The sequence below is a fragment of the Streptomyces sp. NPDC107521 genome (assembly GCF_055598485.1).
The window spans coordinates 52837-69548 of record NZ_JBVKAT010000015.1 but is presented as its reverse complement, the minus strand read 5'-3'; the positions used below and the strand labels follow the sequence as shown (position 1 = coordinate 69548).

The 16712-nt window shown below is 74.1% G+C and carries 13 protein-coding genes; 3 read left to right on the top strand and 10 right to left on the bottom strand.

What is annotated here, in order from left to right:
* Positions 1–733: 733 nt before the first annotated feature.
* Genes ACZ7LB_RS22010 through accB form a run of 10 tightly spaced genes read right to left on the bottom strand, consistent with a single transcriptional unit; the run spans position 734 to position 12387 of the window.
* Positions 734–1480 (bottom strand): SDR family NAD(P)-dependent oxidoreductase, encoded by a 747-nt coding sequence (locus ACZ7LB_RS22010; RefSeq protein WP_471470483.1) that lies wholly within the window; start codon positions 1478–1480, stop codon positions 734–736.
* Positions 1480–2394 carry an IclR family transcriptional regulator gene (locus tag ACZ7LB_RS22005; RefSeq protein WP_471470482.1) on the bottom strand — a complete coding sequence of 305 codons (915 nt, stop codon included), beginning with the start codon at positions 2392–2394 and terminating at the stop codon, positions 1480–1482. The genes ACZ7LB_RS22010 and ACZ7LB_RS22005 overlap by 1 nt, the downstream gene beginning before the upstream one ends.
* On the bottom strand, positions 2391–3266 hold the full coding sequence (locus ACZ7LB_RS22000; RefSeq protein WP_471470630.1) for an amidohydrolase family protein: 876 nt from the start codon (positions 3264–3266) through the stop codon (positions 2391–2393). The genes ACZ7LB_RS22005 and ACZ7LB_RS22000 overlap by 4 nt, the downstream gene beginning before the upstream one ends.
* A 17-nt stretch (positions 3267–3283) precedes the next feature.
* Positions 3284–5281, bottom strand: coding sequence for an acetoacetate--CoA ligase (locus ACZ7LB_RS21995; protein ID WP_471470481.1), 1998 nt, complete (start codon positions 5279–5281; stop codon positions 3284–3286).
* Positions 5268–6377: a PEP/pyruvate-binding domain-containing protein gene (locus tag ACZ7LB_RS21990; protein ID WP_471470480.1), complete on the bottom strand. Its 1110-nt coding sequence runs from the start codon at positions 6375–6377 to the stop codon at positions 5268–5270. The genes ACZ7LB_RS21995 and ACZ7LB_RS21990 overlap by 14 nt, the downstream gene beginning before the upstream one ends.
* Positions 6374–8203: a PEP-utilizing enzyme gene (locus ACZ7LB_RS21985; protein ID WP_471470479.1), complete on the bottom strand. Its 1830-nt coding sequence runs from the start codon at positions 8201–8203 to the stop codon at positions 6374–6376. Before ACZ7LB_RS21985 ends, ACZ7LB_RS21990 begins: the two co-directional genes overlap by 4 nt.
* Entirely contained in the window at positions 8200–9057 is an 858-nt protein-coding gene (locus ACZ7LB_RS21980; RefSeq protein WP_471470478.1) for an HAD-IIA family hydrolase, read from the bottom strand. Before ACZ7LB_RS21980 ends, ACZ7LB_RS21985 begins: the two co-directional genes overlap by 4 nt.
* Positions 9054–10520 (bottom strand): biotin carboxyl carrier protein, encoded by a 1467-nt coding sequence (locus tag ACZ7LB_RS21975; RefSeq protein ID WP_471470477.1) that lies wholly within the window; start codon positions 10518–10520, stop codon positions 9054–9056. Before ACZ7LB_RS21975 ends, ACZ7LB_RS21980 begins: the two co-directional genes overlap by 4 nt.
* Complete coding sequence (locus tag ACZ7LB_RS21970) at positions 10517–11869, bottom strand: acetyl-CoA carboxylase biotin carboxylase subunit (protein WP_471470476.1); 1353 nt, start codon at positions 11867–11869, stop codon at positions 10517–10519. The genes ACZ7LB_RS21975 and ACZ7LB_RS21970 overlap by 4 nt, the downstream gene beginning before the upstream one ends.
* Positions 11866–12387, bottom strand: coding sequence for an acetyl-CoA carboxylase biotin carboxyl carrier protein (accB, locus tag ACZ7LB_RS21965; RefSeq protein WP_471470475.1), 522 nt, complete (start codon positions 12385–12387; stop codon positions 11866–11868). Before accB ends, ACZ7LB_RS21970 begins: the two co-directional genes overlap by 4 nt.
* A 306-nt stretch (positions 12388–12693) precedes the next feature.
* Here accB and ACZ7LB_RS21960 point away from each other — a divergent pair, with 306 nt between their 5' ends.
* The 3 genes from ACZ7LB_RS21960 to ACZ7LB_RS21950 all read left to right on the top strand — a co-directional run bounded on the left by ACZ7LB_RS21960 (position 12694) and on the right by ACZ7LB_RS21950 (position 16578).
* Positions 12694–13209: a helix-turn-helix transcriptional regulator gene (locus ACZ7LB_RS21960; protein ID WP_471470474.1), complete on the top strand. Its 516-nt coding sequence runs from the start codon at positions 12694–12696 to the stop codon at positions 13207–13209.
* Between the two features lie 781 nt (positions 13210–13990).
* On the top strand, positions 13991–15637 hold the full coding sequence (locus tag ACZ7LB_RS21955; protein ID WP_471470473.1) for a PP2C family protein-serine/threonine phosphatase: 1647 nt from the start codon (positions 13991–13993) through the stop codon (positions 15635–15637).
* Positions 15638–15768: 131 nt separating this feature from the next.
* Positions 15769–16578, top strand: a complete 810-nt coding sequence (locus tag ACZ7LB_RS21950; RefSeq protein ID WP_471470471.1) for an SAM-dependent methyltransferase — start codon at positions 15769–15771, stop codon at positions 16576–16578.
* Positions 16579–16712 lie beyond the last annotated feature (134 nt).

Sequence of the window (16712 nt, the reverse complement as noted above, 5' to 3'; positions counted from 1 at the left end):
CGCCCGGCCCCGGCGGCCCCGCGCCTGCGCGCCGCACCCCGGAGCCGGACCGCCCCCGCTCGACCCGGCCGGGACGCTGCCCGTCGACGCGGGGCGGCGCCGAACTCTCCGTGCGCGCGGTCGCGTCGGCGGCCGGAGCGCGGCTGGGCCGCCTCCCGTACCGCTTCCCGGCACGCGCCGACCTCGTGACGGCGCTCCCGGACCGCGTACTGCGCCGCTCCGAGCGGCGCCCGCACCCTCTGCCCGCCGCACCCGGACTGCCGCCGGCCCGGACCCCGCCGGCCCCGTCGACGTGCTCGGCACCGCCCTGCCCGCCGGCCGGGACGGCCCGCGCCCGGTCCGGCAGTCCGCCGGACCGCGGGCCCCGGCCGCCCGCGACGAGGCGGTGGCGCGGGCCGTCCGCCCGCTTCGCACGGGATACCGGGAGAAGGGATCGCCACCCGCCCGGACCAACGGGCGCCGCACCCGGCCGGGGAGGCCTGCCGGGCCCGGGCGCAGGTTCCTGATGCCGGTCGAGGACGCCTCGCCGTTCCGCACCGGCCTCGCGGGCGCACGCGATCCGGCGGCGGACGGGACACCGCTCCGCACCGCCCGGTCCCTGCCGACGGGCCGCGCCCCGAGCGGGCCGAACGGCGCGGTCCCCCGGCGGGGGACCGCGCCGGGGGGCCGCGCCGCGCCCGGCGCGGCGTCCGCGCCGGGCGCGCACCGGCCGCACCGGCGCGCGCCGCGGGGGCTACCGGGTGAGGAAGCCCCCGTCCACGGGGACATAGGCGCCGTTGATGAAGGAGGCGCCGTCGCCGGCGAGGAACACGGCCGCCTTCGCGACCTCCTCCGGGTCACCCATGCGCCCCGCCGGGTGCTGGGCGTCCAGGTCGGCCCGCACGGCGGGTTCGAGGGCGGCCTCCAGGCCGGTGCGGATGAAGGCGGGGCCGATGGTGACCGCGCGGATGCCCCGGGCGGCGTACTCGAGGGCGATCTGCTGGGTGATCCCGTCCACGCCGTGCTTGGCCGCCGTGTAGGGGGTCAGCCCCGGGAAGGCGACCCGGCTGAGGATGCTGCCCATGTTGAGGATCGTCCCGCCCCCGGCGGCGAGCATGGCGGGGAGCTGGTGGACGACCCCGAGGAAGACCCCGGTCAGGTCCACGTCGATGACCCGGTGCCAGAGCTCCGGCGTGATCTCCGCCAGCGGGGTCATCGGCGGCGCGACCCCCGCGTTGTTGCAGGCCACGTCCAGACCGCCCCAGGCCGCGACGACCGCGTCGACCAGGGCCTTCTGGTCCGCCTCGGAGGTGACGTCGGTGTGCGCGAAGAACGCCTCGCCCCCCAGGCCGCCGATCAGCGCGACCGTCTCCTCGCCGGCCGCGTCGTCGATGTCCGCCACGGCCACCCGGGCGCCCTCCGCCGCGTAGGCCAGGGCGATGGCGCGGCCGATGCCCCGGCCCGCTCCCGTGACCAGTGTCCTCTTGCCCTGAAGAGTCATCAGATATCTCCTTCTGGATGTACCGTACGCACCGGTCGCACGGCCGGCGCGCGTTCCGCGCCGCCGTCCACCGGGTCCACGCCGTCCACCGGGCCGATGCCCTCCACCGGGCCGGCGCCGTCCGCCGCGGCCGGCGGGGAGCCGGCCGAGGCGGCGCTGCGCAGCCGGTCGGCAGTCCCGGCCGCGGCGGCGCCGAGCGCGGTGAGGCAGGCGTCGATGTGGTCACGGGTGAACCGGGCGGTGGGGACGGCCACCGTGATGGCGGCGACGGGCTGCCCGAGCACACCCGTGACGGCCATGCCGATGCCGCTGACCCCCTGCTCCGTCTCCTCGTCGTTGCGGCCGTAGCCCTGCTGCCGTACCCGGACCAGCTGCCGCTTCAGGGTGCCGAGGTCGCCGAGCTTGGCGGTGGGCCAGACCGGCAGCCCCGTCTGGTAGAGGCGGTCCAGGTCGGCGTTGCTCATCGCCGCGAGGAGCGCCTTGCCGCCGGCCGAGCAGTGCGCCGGCATCTTCTCGCCGTTGCGGACCCCGACCCGCAGCGGCAGTTCGCTCTCTATCCCGTCGACGAAGCGGATGCTGCGCCGCTCCAGCACCATGAGCTGGACCGTCTCGCCCGTGCGCTCGTGCAGCGTCTCCAGGGAGGAGTGGGCCAGGGCCCGCAGCCCGCCGAGGGTCAGGGGCGTGGCGGAGGCGGGCACGAGGGCGGGGCCGAGGCGGTAGCGGCGGTCGCGGCCCTGGACCGCGTAGCCGCGGTAGACCAGGGACGAGAGCAGCCGGTAGGCGGTCGACACGACGACACCGAGCCGCTGGGCGGCGTCGGTGGCGCTGAGTTCGGTGCCGTCGTGGAGGATGGTCAGCAGCCGCAGCGCGCGGTCGACCGACTCGATCGGCGGCTGGCCCGGCGGCTCGCTCACCTCGTCCCCCCGAGTCCCAGCAGGCGCACGGCGTTCCCCTTGAGGATCTTGTGGCGGACCGGTTCGGGCATCTCCAGCCTCTCGAAGTCCGCGCACCACCGGTCGGGCATGAGCACCGGCAGGTCGGACCCGAAGAGCATCTTGTCCTGGAGCAGCGTCCGGGCCTGGCGCACCAGCTGGGGCGGGAAGTACTTCGGCGACCAGCCGGACAGGTCGAGGTGCACGTTGGCCTTGTGCGTCGCCATGGAGAGGGACGAGTCGACCCAGGGGACCGACGGGTGGGCGAGGACGATGTCGAGGTGCGGGAAGTCGGCGGCGACGTCGTCCACGAGCATCGGGTCGGAGTAGCGGAGCTTGATGCCCCGCCCGCCGGGCAGGCCGGCGCCGATGCCGGTCTGCCCGGTGTGGAAGAGGGCGATGACGCCGAGCTCCTGGAGGGCGTCCCAGAGCGGGTAGTGGGCGCGGTCGGAGGGGTCGAAGGCCTGCAGGCTCGGGTGGAACTTGAAGCCCCGCACCCCGTGGGTCACGACCAGGCGCCGGGCCCGCTTCACCGCCTCCGCCCCGTGGTGGGGGTCGACGGAGCCGAAGGGGACGAGGACGTCGGCGTGCGCGGCGCAGGACTCGGCGATCTCCTCGCTGGACAGCGCGGGCCGCCCGAGGAAGGTGCTCGCGTCGACGGTGAACACGACGGCCGCCATGCGGCGTTCGCGGTAGATGCCGGCGATGGTCTCCAGGGTGGGGGTGCGGTCCTGGCCGCCGCGGAAGTACGCGGCGGAGGCGTCCAGGAGTTCCTGGTCGAGGGCGTAGTGGCCGTGGCCGTCGGTCTCGATGTGGGCGTGGAAGTCGAGCGCCGTGAGGGCGTCGACGTCGATGCGCGGTTCGTAACGGGTCACCGGTCCGCTCCGATCGCCGCGAAGAACGCCAGCGCCTCCGCGTCGTCGACGGCGTCGGGGTCGAGGACCGTCGCGGCCGGGCTGCCGGCCAGGATGCGCTTGATGGGCAGTTCGAGCTTCTTGCCGGTCCGGGTGCGCGGGATGGCCGGCGCCGCGACGATGCCGTCGGGAGTGTGCCGGGGGGAGAGCCGGGTGCGGATGGCGGTGCGGATGCGTCCGCGCAGCGCGTCGTCGAGGACGGCGCCGTCGGCGGGGGTGACGAAGAGCAGCAGCTCGCCCGCGCCCCCGTCGGGGTCCTCCAGGTGGACGACGAGGCTGTCGGAGACCTCGGGCATGCCCTCCACCACCCGGTAGTACTCCGCCGTGCCCAGGCGCACCCCGCCGCGGTTGAGGGTCGCGTCGGAGCGGCCGGTGATGACGCAGCTCCCGGTCCCGCTGAAGCGGATCCAGTCGCCGTGGCGCCACACGCCGGGGTAGACGTCGAAGTAGGCGGCCCGGTAGGTGCTGCCGTCGGTGTCGCCCCAGAAGCCGACCGGCATGGACGGCATGGGCGAGGTGATGACCAGTTCGCCGAGTTCGCCCACGACCGGCCGGCCGTGGTCGTCGAAGGCGTGCGCGTCCACCCCGAGGCTGCGGCCGGACATCTCCCCGAGCCAGACCGGGCTCAGGGGGTTGGCCTGCACGATGCCGGAGCAGACGTCGGTGCCGCCGCTGCCGACGTTGAGGAGCACCTCGTCGCCGAACTGCTCGTACACGTACTGGTAGCCCTCGGGGGGCAGCGGGCTGCCGACCACGCCGAGCTGGTGGAGCGAGCCGAGGTCGAACTCCTTGGCCGGGTGGCGGCCCTCGCGGCGGCCCTGCATGAGCAGCCCGGCGCTGATGCCCATGACGGTCGGCCGGGTGCGCTCGGCCAGCCGCCACTGCTGGGAGGTGTCGGGATGGGTGATGTCGCCGTCGATCATGACGATGCCGGCGCGCACCAGCAGGGTGGAGACGAGCGCGTTCCACATCATCCACGCGGTGGTGGTGAACCACAGCAGCCGGTCGCCGGTGCCCAGGTCCCAGTGCAGGGCGTGGTTCTTGAGGTGCTCCAGCAGCAGGCCGCCGTGGCCGTGGACGATGGGCTTGGGCTGGCCGGTGGTCCCGGAGGTGAACAGGACCGAGACCGGGTGGTCGAAGGGGACGGCCTCGAACTCCAGGGGCGCGTCCGGGCCGAGGGGCCCGCCGAGCAGCTCCTCCCAGCTCACCGAGTCCTCGATGGGCAGGCCCAGGTAGGGCACGTGGACGACGTGCTCGACCGAGGGCAGCCCGGCGCGGATCTCCCGTGCCTCGTCGGCCCGTTCGATCCGCTTGGTGCCGTACCGGTAGCCGTCGACGGTCAGGAGGACCTTCGGCTCGATCTGCCGGAACCGGTCCAGGACGCCGGTGGCGCCGAACTCGGGGGCGCAGCTCGCCCAGACCGCGCCCAGGCTGATGGTGGCCAGGTAGGCGATCATCGTTTCGGGGATGTTGGGCAGGTAGGCGGCGACCCGGTCGCCGCGCCGGACGCCGAGCGCCTTCAGCCCGGCCTGGGCCCGGCGGACCTGTTCGCGGACCTCGCCGAAGGTGAGCTCGATGTCGGGGCGGGTCTGGGAGACGGCGATGACCGCGGTCTCGTCGTCCAGGTCGTGGTGGCGCAGCATGTGCTCGGCGAGGTTGAGGGTGGCGCCCTCGAACCACTGGGCGCCGGGCATCTCCCGGGAGCCCAGGACCCGTTGGTGGGGGGTGTGCGAGACGACCCCGAAGTGGTCCCAGACGGACGACCAGAACGCTTCGAGGTCGGTCACCGACCACGTCCACAGCTCGTCGTAGGTGGCGAAGGAGAGTCCGCGTTCGCGTTCGAGCCAGTCCAGGTAGTGGCCGATCCGGGAGCGTCCGCGGATCCCGGCGGGGGGCTCGCTCAGCAGGGCGGGCGGGGCCGGGCGGGCGGGTGCGGTGTCGTCAGCCGTGGTCATGGCCGGCCTCCCGGGGTGCCTGTCCGGAGGCGGCGGAGCTGATGCTGCCGGAGATCCAGGACATCAGTCCCGCCGCCCCGTCGAATCGCGGTGCGCGCTCCCTGCCGCTCCACACCGTTTCGGGGCGGCACTGCAGCAGGAGCAGGTTCTGGCCGTCGGGCAGGTCCTCGTCGACGGCGAACTCGATGTCCTGGGGGGCCCGGTGCTGCCTCTCGACGGTCTTGGCGAGGGCGGCCAGGGCCAGTGCCTCCTCGTCGCGCAGGCAGAACTCCCGCTGGCGGTCCTCCGCGACGGGGACCGGGCCGCTGCCGTCGCGGTACTCCACGCGCTTGGCGCCCAGGACCTTGTCCTGGAGGTTCAGGCCGACCTTGCTGACGGTGTAGCGGTCGGGGGTGACCTCGCCGCCGACGACGGACAGGCCCAGGCCCCAGCTCGACTCCAGCACGATGCGGGAGCGGTCGCCGGTGATGGGGTCCAGGGTGAACATGACGCCGGCGGAGCGGGCGCGGACCACCTTCTGGACGACGACGGCCATCTCGACGCCCGCGAGGTCGACGCCGCGTTCGAGGGCGTAGTGCAGGACGCGGCTCGCGTACACGCTGGCGTAGCAGCGGTGGACGTGCGCGAGGACGTCGTCGGCGCCGGTGATGTCGACCCAGGTCTCGAACTCGCCGGCGAAGCTGTCGGCGACGGAGTCCTCGGCGGTGGCGCTGGAGCGCACGGCGACGGCCAGGCCGGGCACGCCGAGCTGGTCGCACAGGGCGTGGTAGGCGGTGGTGATCTCGGCGGCCAGCTCGTCGGGCAGCGGCTGGGCGGTGAGCAGGTCCTCCAGGGTCCCGGAGACGCGTTCCACGGAGGCGGCGTCGCGGAGGTCGACCCCGGCGACGAGGGCGGTGATCCGCTCGCGCAGTCCGCCGCGGTCGAGGAAGTCCCGGTAGGCGGCGGCGGAGACGGTGAAGCCGGGCGGGACGGGCAGTCCCGCCTGGGTCATCTCCGCCAGCCCCTTGCCCTTGCCGCCGACGGCGCGGGCGTCGAGGCAGCCCGGGTCGGAGAAGGGCAGGATGAAGGTGCTGCGGGTCAGGACGGGCGCGCTCACGGGGTGTCCTCCAGGATGGTCACGGTGCCGGTGTTGCCGTCGAGGCGGACGCGCTGGCCGGTCGTGAGGTTGGCGGTGGCGAAGCCGGTGCCGACGACGGCGGGCACGCCGTACTCGCGGCAGACGATGGCGGCGTGGCTCATCATGCCGCCGATGTCGGTGATGACGCCGGTGACCACCGAGAAGGCGGCGGCCCAGGAGGGGGCGGTGATCGGGGCCACCAGGATCTCGCCGGGCTGCAGCAGGGCGAGGTCCTTCTCGGTGCGCAGGACCCGCACCGGGCCCTCGACGACACCCGGGCCGCCGGGTATGCCGGTGAGGGTGGTGGCCGACCCGTCGGACGCGCCGAGCCACTCCCTGACCCGGTCGGTGGTCACGCCGTAGTTCATCACCGCGAACGGGTCGGTGACCTCCTCGGGCGGGATGCCGTAGGCGGGCGGGGCGGTCCGGGCCTGGAGGGCGGCGACGATCGGGCGGCGGCGGGCGATGACGTCGGCCCACTTCTTCCTGCCGCGGACCTCCACGCCGATCGCCCAGGACTGCACGACGTCGGCGAGGACCTGGTCGAGTTCGAAGCGGTTGAGGTAGAAGACGTCGTCGCGGGCGGTGGCGAACCCGGCCGAGACGAGGAAGTCGCCGAGTTCCCAGGCCTTCTCCCAGAAGACGGTGTGGGTCCAGTGCTCGACGTAGATGTTGTGCTCCTCGATGAACGGGAACACCTTGCGGGCGAGGCCGAGCAGTTCGTCGAACTGGGCCTGCTCCTGGGGGCTGAGGAGACCGCGGTACTCGGCGACGATCTCGTCGCGCTCGCGGGAGAGCCGCTCGACGGGGCGGGCGATGTCCTCGCCGGCGCGGATGCGGGCGGCGTAGCGGGCGATGCCCTGGAGGGGGATCTCGGGGTTGGAGTTCCAGGTGTCCTGGTCGTGGGTGAAGCCGTACTCCGCGAAGTAGTTGAACCACGGCTCCCGGGCGTCCTCGTAGGCCTTGAGCCAGGTCCGGCCGTTCTCGCTCAGGGCGAGGGCGGCGAACTTCTCGCCGGCCGTCCCGGGGCCCGACAGGACGTCCACCAGCTCCAGGTCCGCGGCCCTGCGGGCCAGCTCGCGCAGTTCGTCGTCCGGCCGGAAGGCGAGGACGTCGACACCGGCGACGAGGCGGGCGACCTCCTGCTCGGTGATCTGCGGGAACGCCTGCTTGCAGAACTGGAAGAAGACGATGTACCCGCCGTAGCCGAGGTTGAGGAACTCGAAGTGGTACTGCCAGACCAGGAAGAACTCGTCGATGAGCCGGTGGTAGTTGGCGATGATGTCCCACGAGGTGGAACGGCCGCGGGCCTCGGTGACGACCTCCACCGGGTCCAGCTCACCCAGGGGCGGGAAGCTGATCGTCCTCATGCGGGCGACCGCGTCGGTCACCTTGGTCTTCCACTTGGCGTACAGCTCGTCCCAGTTGGCGTAGTAGTGGCCGGCCCGCTCCTGGAAGAGGACGGCACGGCGCCGGACCTCCTCGGGGTCGGTGACCGGCACGCCCGCGATGTAGACGTAGCCGTTGTGGACGCGGACGTCCAGGCCGAGCGAGGTGGGCAGGACGAAGATGCGGGTGCTGTTCTGGCCCGCGCCGAGGTAGACCGCCTCGGCGCCGATGCTGTCGAACGGGTGGACGCCGCGCGACCAGTGCATGGTGTCGGCGAACCAGAGGACGGAGTCCTCCCAGTCGCGGGTCTCCTCGCGGGGGAGCAGGTAGTAGGGGTACATCGACTCCCACCCCTCGGCGCCCTCGGGTGCCGGGGTCTCGTGGAAGAAGGGGAAGCGCGAAACCTCACCGCTCATGAGAAGACTCCTTGCTGTGACACGGGTTGGGAGGGGCCCAGACGGCGGTGGAGCTCCGCGACGTCGTCCAGGACGAGGTCGGGGCGCTGGTCCGGGGTCATGCGGTCGAGGTCGGCGGGGGTGAGGGCGCCGCTGAGCACCGTCACCGACCGGGCGCCCATGTGGCGGGCGAGGGCGATCTCGGCGACCGCGTCGCCGACCACGGCGACCTGGTCGGGGGGCAGGGCCAGCCGCCGCAGCAACGACGCGGCCAGGACGGGGGACGGCTTGCCCCCCACGGCCGGGGCGGTGCCGGTGGCCCAGGTGATGCTGGCCGCGACGGCCCCCGAGACGGCCAGCGAGCGGCCGAGGCCGCCGTGGAACCAGGCGGAGCCGACGGTGGTGTAGAAGGCGGCCCCGGCGTCGACCGCGAGGGCGGCGGCGCTGAGGTCGGCGGCGGAGTACGAGGAGGCGGCGCCGACCACGACGACGTCGGCGGGTTCGGCGTCGTCCGCACCGGCCCGGGTGATGCCCGTCTCGCGCAGCGGCACCGTGAGCCCCTCGTCGCCGACGGCGAGGACACGGGCGCCGGGGTGGTGGGCGTGGATGTGGTCGACGGTGGCGCTGCCGGCCGTGACGAACGCGGCGTCCTCGACCGGCAGGCCGATGGAGCGCAGGTGGTCGGCGTAGGCGGCGGGGGCCTTCTCCGAGGCGTTGGTGCACACGATCACGCGGTGCCCCGCGGCCCGGAGCGCGGCCAGGAGCCCGGCCGCGCCGGGAAGGGCGGTGCCGCCCCGTCCGCCGGCCCGGCTCGTGCGGACCAGGCAGCCGTCGACGTCCAGGACCCAGCCGCGGATCCGCTCCAGTGAGGTCATGACGACGCCTCCGGTGCGCGTTCGAGGGTGAACCGGGTGGTGCCGCTGCTGACCGACATGCTCAGGCCGGGGCGCCGCTCGGCGGTCCGCAGCAGGCCCTTGAGGACGGCGGCCGGGGACTCCCGGCGTGCCGCGACCATCGCGTCGACCTGCTCGCCGGGCATGACCGCCCGCAGCAGCAGTTCCTCGTCGGTGAGGTTCTCGCCGAAGCGGTGGCGCAGGTCGGCGAGGGTCACCTCCTCCTTGCCGTCGGAGGCGGGCAGCCGGCCCCGGCGGGTGGCCGTCGCCCGGTCGAGGAGGTTCTGGTCGACCTCGCCCGGCAGCGGCCCGAAGTCGCCCCGCAGCAGGTCGATGACCTCGTCGCTGAGCTGCTTGTACCGCTCGCCCGTGATCACGTTCAGGGTCGCCTGGGTGACGATGTACTGGGCGAAGGGGGTCATCACGATCGGCCAGCCCAGGTCGCGGCGGACCTCGACGGACTCCTCGATGACCGCGTCGAACAGTTCGGGGCGGCCCAGCTCGCGCAGCTGGCGGGAGAGCGTCGACTGGACGCCGCCCGGGATGGTGTGGCGGTGGTACGCCTCGTCGTACTCCATCGGCGCGCCGACGGGCAGCCGCTTGGTCCTCGCCTGCCGCCGCAGGTAGGCCGAGGCCCGTTCCATCGCGTCGGTGTCGACGTCGACCTCGTGGCCGCGGGCCCGCAGGTTGCGCACGAGCTGGGGGGCCGCGGGGTGCGAGGTGCCGTTGGCCAGCGGCGGCAGGGCGCAGTGCAGCTTGGTCATGCCCAGGTCGGCGGCCTCCAGCAGGGTCAGCGGGGCGAGTCCCGTGGTGGCGTGGCTGTGGATCTCGTCCAGGCGCAGCCGCCGCAGGGAGGACCGGAGCCCGGGGACCAGGGAGCGCAGCCGCTCGGGGGTGAGCAGGCCGGCCGGGTCCTTGAGGTAGACGCTGTCGATCGCGGCGCAGGCGTCGAGTTCGGCGATCCTGGCGGCGTAGTAGTCGTCGGTGTGGACGGGGCTGTTGGTGTAGCAGATCCCGGCGACCACGTCGGTGAAGCCGACGCGCTTGGCCATCTCCGCCATGCGCCGGGCGCCCTCCATGTCGTGCATGGGGTCGACCACCCACAGGCGGCTGACGCCGTTGCGGACCAGCAGGGTGAAGGCGAGTTCGAAGAGGGACTCGGGGGTGCGGTAGAAGGTGATGAACCGCTTGCCGGTGGTGAGGAACGCCAGGGGCGTGCGGGGCATCAGCCGCTTGGCGGTCCGCAGCGTCTCCCAGGGGTCCTCCTGGTGGAAGCGCACCGACGTGGCGAGCAGGGTGCTGCTGGCCAGCTCGACGGCCCGGTAGCCGACCCGGTCGAGGTCGGGCGCCATGGCCTCGATCATGCGCCGGGTGATGCCGACGGCCCCCCAGAGGCTCTGGTTGCCGTCGCGGATGGTGACGTCGACGAGGCTGACGGCGGTCATGCGGACCCCCCGGTGAGGATGGTGTCGGCGAGCCAGTGCGTGGTGACCGAGTCGTCGGCGAAGTCGGGGTGGGCGATGATCCGGGCGAGCAGGTCGCGGGAGGTCACCGGGCCGCCGATGCCGAAGCCGGCCAGGGCCTGTTCCATGCGGGTGCGGGCCGCCTCGCGGTCGGTGCCCCAGGTGATGAGCTTGGCCATCAGGGCGTCGTAGTAGGGCGGGAACACGTAGCCCTGGTAGATGTGGGTGTCCAGGCGGATGCCGCCGCCCGCGGGCGGCCGCCAGTGCGTGACGGGGCCGGGGCTGGGCAGCAGGTCACGGGCCGGGTCCTGGGCGGTGATGCGGCATTCGATGGCGTGGCCGGTGACGGTGATGTCGTCCTGGGTGACCGAGAGCGGCTCGCCGAGCGCGGCCAGGATCTGCTCGCGGACCAGGTCGACACCGGTCACCTGCTCCGTCACCGGGTGCTCGACCTGGAGGCGCGGGTTGACCTCCAGGAAGGCGACCTCGCCGCGGGCCACGTCGTAGAGGAACTCCACGGTGCCCAGCCCGACGTAGTCCAGCTCGCGGGCTATCGCGAGCGCGCTGGTGGTCAGGACGTCGCGGGTGGCCGCGTCGAGGGCGGCGCAGGGCGACTCCTCGACCACCTTCTGGTAGCGGTACTGCACCGAGCACTCCCGCTCGCCCAGGTGGACGTGGTGGCCGTGCCGGTCGCCGAGGATCTGGACCTCGACGTGCTTGGCGTCGGCGACGTAGCGCTCCAGGAAGACGGTGCCGTCACCGAAGGCGGCCTCGGCCTCCGAGGAGGCCAGCGCCCATGCCTCGGCGAGGTCCTCGGGGGTGGTGACCAGCTTCATGCCGCGTCCGCCGCCGCCGTGGGCGGCCTTGACCAGGATCGGGAAGCCGACCTCGGCACCCAGCCGCTCGACCTCCCGCAGCGAGGTGGCCGTGCCGCCGGGGGAGACGGGCACCCCCAGGCGGGTCGCCATGGCGCGGGCGCTGAGCTTGTCGCCCAGGGACTCCAGGGCCTCGGGCGAGGGGCCGATGAAGACGATGCCGTTCTCGGCGCAGGCACGGGCGAGGTCCGCGCGCTCGGACAGGAAGCCGTAGCCGGGGTGGAGCGCCGTGCAGCCCGTCTCGACCGCCGCGTGCACGACACCGGCGACGGACAGGTAGCTGTCGCGGGACTGCGGGCCGCCGAGGACGACGGAGCGGGTGGCGCGGCGGGCGCCCAGGGTCGTGGTGTCGGCGCTGGAGACGCCGAGCACGGTCTCGAACCCGAGCCGCTCGCAGGCCTCGATGATCCGGACGGCGATCTCGCCGCGGTTGGCGATGAAGATCCGGTGCGTCACGGCAGCCGCCGGATCACGAAGAGCGGCTGGCCGAACTCGACCAGCTCCGCGTCGGCCGCGAGGATCCGGGTGACCTCGCCGGACACGCCCGCGGTCACGGAGTTCATCAGCTTCATGACCTCGACGATGCACAGCGCCGAGTCGGCCTCGACCTTGTCGCCGACCTCGACGAAGGGCGGCTCGCCCGGCTTCGGGGCGCGGTAGAGGGTGCCGAGCAGCGGGGCCCGCACCAGGGTCTCGTCGGCCGCGAGGGAGCTCTCGTCGAAGCCCGCCGCGGGGGCGGCGGGGGCGGGCGACACCGGCGCGGGGGCCGGGGCGGACGCCGGGGCGGCGGCCGCCCGCTCGGGGGCCGCGGCCTGCGCCGGGGACGCGGCGGGGGCGGGGGCGGCGGGCTCGAGCGGCGCCCCGCCCCGGCTGACCGCGATCCGCAGATCGCCCTTCTCGAACCGGAACTGGGTGAACTCGGCGTTGTCGAGCAGCTCGATGATCGCTGCAAGCTCCTCGAGGTCTATGTCCACGAATCGCGTGCCCTTCCGTGCTCCACGTCACACGCTGCGTGTGACGTGGAGACCATCGTGGAGGCACCTTCCCAGGAGCGCAATGAATTCGGGCAACTTTCTTCTGGGCGCAAAGCTGCCTGGTCGGGACGGGTTGGCCGTACCGGAGGGGCGCGGTCCGGGGGTGCGGGAGCCCGTCGGGACAAGTCCCTTGGCGGGCATGGAAAAACGTTCCGTCAAACGGCGTCAGGAATGTCCCCGTGCGGTCTCTTCACGGGGGAGACGGCATCCGTGCCGCCTCCCGAGACGGCAGAGGAGAGGGGCATCGTGACCACCACCGGTCCGCGGACCACCGGGCGGACGGCCGGACAGGCGGCCGTACTGCCGACCTGCAGACAGCTCCAGGTCCTGTCGGGCGTCGCCCGGGGGTACAAGAACGTCGAGATCGCCGGGCACCTGCACGTGGCCCGGCCGACCGTGCAGCGCCACGTCGACCGGCTGGGCAAGAGCCTGGGCACCAGCGAACGCGCGCGGATGGTCGCCATCGGCTACGAACGCGGCTGGCTGGCCCGGCTCTCGCCCGAGCCGCGCGAGTGGGTGGTCCTCACCGGGCGCTGCCAGGACGTGCTCCGGCTCATCGCCGAGGGGAAGAGCAACGAGGAGATCGCGGACGGCCTGCACCTGAGCGTGAACACGGTCAAGAGCCACGTCCGCCGCATCCTCGACGTCCTCCAGGCCCGGCACCGGGCCCACGCCGTGGCCCTCGCCTACCAGCACGGCCATCTGCGCCGCCGCCCCGACCCGCACACGGCCCACCCCGTACCGGTGGCGCGGGCCGCGTAGCCGGTACGGGCGGGGGCGACGGGCGGACCGGGATGCGCGGCGGGCGCCGCGGGCCCGGAGCCGCGGCTGTCCCGCGCCGGACCTGGCCGCGGCCCGGCACCGCCCGCCTCCGCCGGGGACGGGTGTGCCCCGGCGGGACAGGGCCGCCGGGGCACGCGGCCCGGACCGGCGAAGCCCCCGGACCGGGAGGCCCCGGAGACCCGGTCCGGCCAGGAGCGGGGGACGAGCGCACCGGGTGCGCGGTGCGCCTTGGTCACGGGCCGGGCCGATCGGGTCCGGATGGACGGCGGCCCGTGCGGCGGGCCCGGACCCGTGCGGCGGCGGAGAGCCCTCGGACCGCCGCCGCACAGGGCCCCGCGCGCGCTCCAGCCCGGACGCCGCGCCCGCCCCGGCGGTCCGGCCGGCCTCCGGGCCGGGGGCGATGTCCCGGACGGGAGCCGGACCGCCCCGGCGTCCGGGGCGTGCTGCCGTGCCGGATGCGCGGGAGTGCCGGAGGATGTGGGGAGAGGACCGTCCGGTGTCCGCCGCGGGACGGACCCGCCGGGCCCGGCGGGGGTGGTGGGCGACGCCGCGCGCGAAGGCCCACGCCCGCGTCCACGGGAGCGCACCGATGGGGAGGCCCGGTCCCCCGGACGCGCGCGATGGCGACACCGGGGCGCGGTGATGCCCGTGCCGCGGGCGTCCGACCGGCCCCGGACGCCCGCCGGGCCGGAAGCGGCGGGCCGCAAGCGGCGGGCCGCAAGCGGCGGGCCGGAGGACGCCCCGGCGGAGGAGGGACGAGGTGGAGGACAGGCACCTCCTCAAGCGGTACGAAGCCCTCCTGGGCGCGGTGCCCCAGCTGGTGTGGGCGATGTCGGCCGACGGCGTCGTCACCCGGCTGACGGGCCGGGGGATCCCGGAGAGGCTGTGGGCACCCGACGGCGGGGCCTCGTGGATGAACGCGGTGCACCCGAAGGACCGGGAACGGTTCCGGCGCGTGTGGCGCAGGGCCACCCGGCGCCGGCTCCCCGTCGACGAGATCGTGCGCGTGCGACTGGAGAACAGCCCCGACCGGTACCGGCACGTCAGGATCGTCGCGGCGCCCGTTCCCGGCGGGGACGAGGAGTGGGTGGGCACCGCTGCCGACGCCGAGGACGACTGGCGCACGCGGATGCGGGAGAAGCTGCTCGCCCGCATGGCGTCGGTACCGGCCGCACGCGATCTCTCCGAGGCGTTCATGACGGCCGCGGCGGCCGTCGTCCCCGAACTGGCCGACGCCGTGGCCATCTTCCACGTGCAGAGCGACACGCCGGACGGATCCCCGCCCGCGCGGGACGCGCCCTCCGCGGTACCGGTGGGGCGGGTGGCCCTCGCCCCGGGCCTGCCCTCCCTGCCCGAGCTGAGCGGGGACTTCACGATGGGCCCGACCACGCAGCGGGCCATGCGGTCCCAGCGCTCCCAGCTGCTGACCTTCTCGGCGGGCCGCCCGCCCGAGGGCAGCTTCTCCCGCGTCTCCGACCAGTGGCTCCGGCGGGCCGGGGCCACGAGCGTGGCCCTGCTGCCCGTCGTGGTCGACGGCCGTACCGTCGCGCTGGCGAGCACGGCGACCTGCCGCGGGAACCCGCCCGCGGACGAGGCGGACCTCGCGCTCCTTCAGGACGTCTTCCAGCAGATGAGCGGACCGCTGCGCCGGACGCTGGAGATGCAGGGCATCCGGGAGACGGCCCTCACCCTGCAGCAGTCCTTCCTGGCCGCCCCCTCGTACGTCGGGGGTGTGACGATCACGGCGCTGTACCACCCGGCCGACTCCGCCGCGGAGGTCGGCGGTGACTGGTACGACGCCGTCAGGCTCTCGGACGACTCGCTCGCGGTGTCGATCGGCGACATCGCGGGCCACGACCTGGACGCGGCCATGGCGATGGGACGGGTCAACAGCACGCTGAGGGGCCTTGCCTTCGACAGCGGACCGGCGGCGAGCCCGGCGGCCACACTGCACCGGCTCGACCGCATCGTCCAGGCACTCGACAGCCCCTCGATGGTCACGGTGGTCCACGCGATCCTGCGGCGGCGGGAGGGCGACGCCTGGGACGTCACCCTGTCGAACGCCGGACACCCGCCGCCCCTGTTCGTCCCCGCCGGCGCGCCACCGCGGTATCTGCACGACCTCGCCGCCCCGGACCCGCCCCTCTGCGTCACCGACGCCTTCCCCCGCACGGACCTCTTCGTGGCCATGCGCGAAGGCGACACCCTGCTGCTCTACACCGACGGGCTCGTGGAGAGGCCCGGGACGGACATCGGCCACAACCTGCGGCGCCTGCGGGAGCGCACCGGCGCCCTGGCCCGGAGAGGAGTGCCCCTGCCCAGCCTGATCCGTGAACTCCTGCCGTCCGTCCACGACCGCCGCGACGACATCGCCGTCATCGCCCTGCGGGCGGAGAGGGAACGATGACGCGGGCGGAACGCGCCATCGGCCCCCCGCCCCGCACGAGCGGTGGGAAGACCACCGGGCCCGGACCACCGCGAACCCGGCACGAGCAGCACGCCACGCACCCGTACCCACCCTCAGCGGGAAGGTGTCACATGAACACTCCGAACAGCAGGCCGCAGGGGCTCGTCACCTCACGGGCCCACTCCGCCCGGGTCTACGACTACATCCTGGGCGGCAAGGACCACTACCCCGTCGACGCCGAAGCGGGCGACGCCATGTGCGAGCACTGGCCCGCCCTCCCGGTCCACATGCTGGAGAACCGGCGGTTCATGCACCGCGCCGCCCGCTACCTCGCCCGGGAACGGGGCATCCGGCAGTTCCTCGACATCGGGACCGGGCTGCCCACCTCGCCGAACCTGCACGAGGTGGTGCAGGAGGTGGCACCGGAGTCGCACGTGGTCTACGTCGACAACGACCCCATCGTCCTCGCCCACGCGCGCGCCCTCCTGCACAGCTCGCCCGAGGGCGCCACCGTCTACGTCGAAGCCGACATGCACGACCCCGACGCCGTGCTGAACAGCCGGGAGTTCCACGAACTCATCGACCTGGACAGGCCGGTCGGCCTGATGGTGATCGGCATCATGCACTTCATCCTGCCGCCCGAGGACCGGCGCCTGATCCAGCGGCTGCTGGATCCGCTGCCGTCCGGCAGCTACCTGGCGATGACCATCGGCACCGCGGACTTCGCGCCCGAGGAGGTCCACCGGGTGGCGGAGGATTACCGCAGGCAGGGCATGCCCATGACGCTGCGGGACCTCGCCACCGCCCGGTCGTTCTTCGACGGGCTGGAGCTCCAGGAACCGGGCATCACCCAGGTGCACCTCTGGCGCCCGGGGCCCGAGCAGGACGGCATCGACGGCCGCGACATCGCCATGTACGGAGCGGTCGCGAGGAAGCCCTGAGGAAGGACGGCCCCGCCCCGCCCGGACGGCCCCGCCGGGCCGCCCGCACGCGGTGCCCCTCGCCCGGCCGGGCGCCCGGTGCCGCGGGCCGCGCCGGCCGTCGGCGGTGCCGTGCGGCCGGCCCGGCGGCGGAG

Bases quoted from the DNA above. Each gene is read 5' to 3' on its own strand.
- ACZ7LB_RS21980 (WP_471470478.1), bottom strand. From the start codon at position 9,057: ATGACCTCACTGGAGCGGATCCGCGGCTGGGTCCTGGACGTCGACGGC.
- ACZ7LB_RS21985 (WP_471470479.1), bottom strand. From the start codon at position 8,203: ATGAGCGGTGAGGTTTCGCGCTTCCCCTTCTTCCACGAGACCCCGGCA.
- ACZ7LB_RS22010 (WP_471470483.1), bottom strand. From the start codon at position 1,480: ATGACTCTTCAGGGCAAGAGGACACTGGTCACGGGAGCGGGCCGGGGC.
- ACZ7LB_RS21975 (WP_471470477.1), bottom strand. From the start codon at position 10,520: ATGACCGCCGTCAGCCTCGTCGACGTCACCATCCGCGACGGCAACCAG.
- ACZ7LB_RS21995 (WP_471470481.1), bottom strand. From the start codon at position 5,281: ATGACCACGGCTGACGACACCGCACCCGCCCGCCCGGCCCCGCCCGCC.
- ACZ7LB_RS21950 (WP_471470471.1), top strand. From the start codon at position 15,769: ATGAACACTCCGAACAGCAGGCCGCAGGGGCTCGTCACCTCACGGGCC.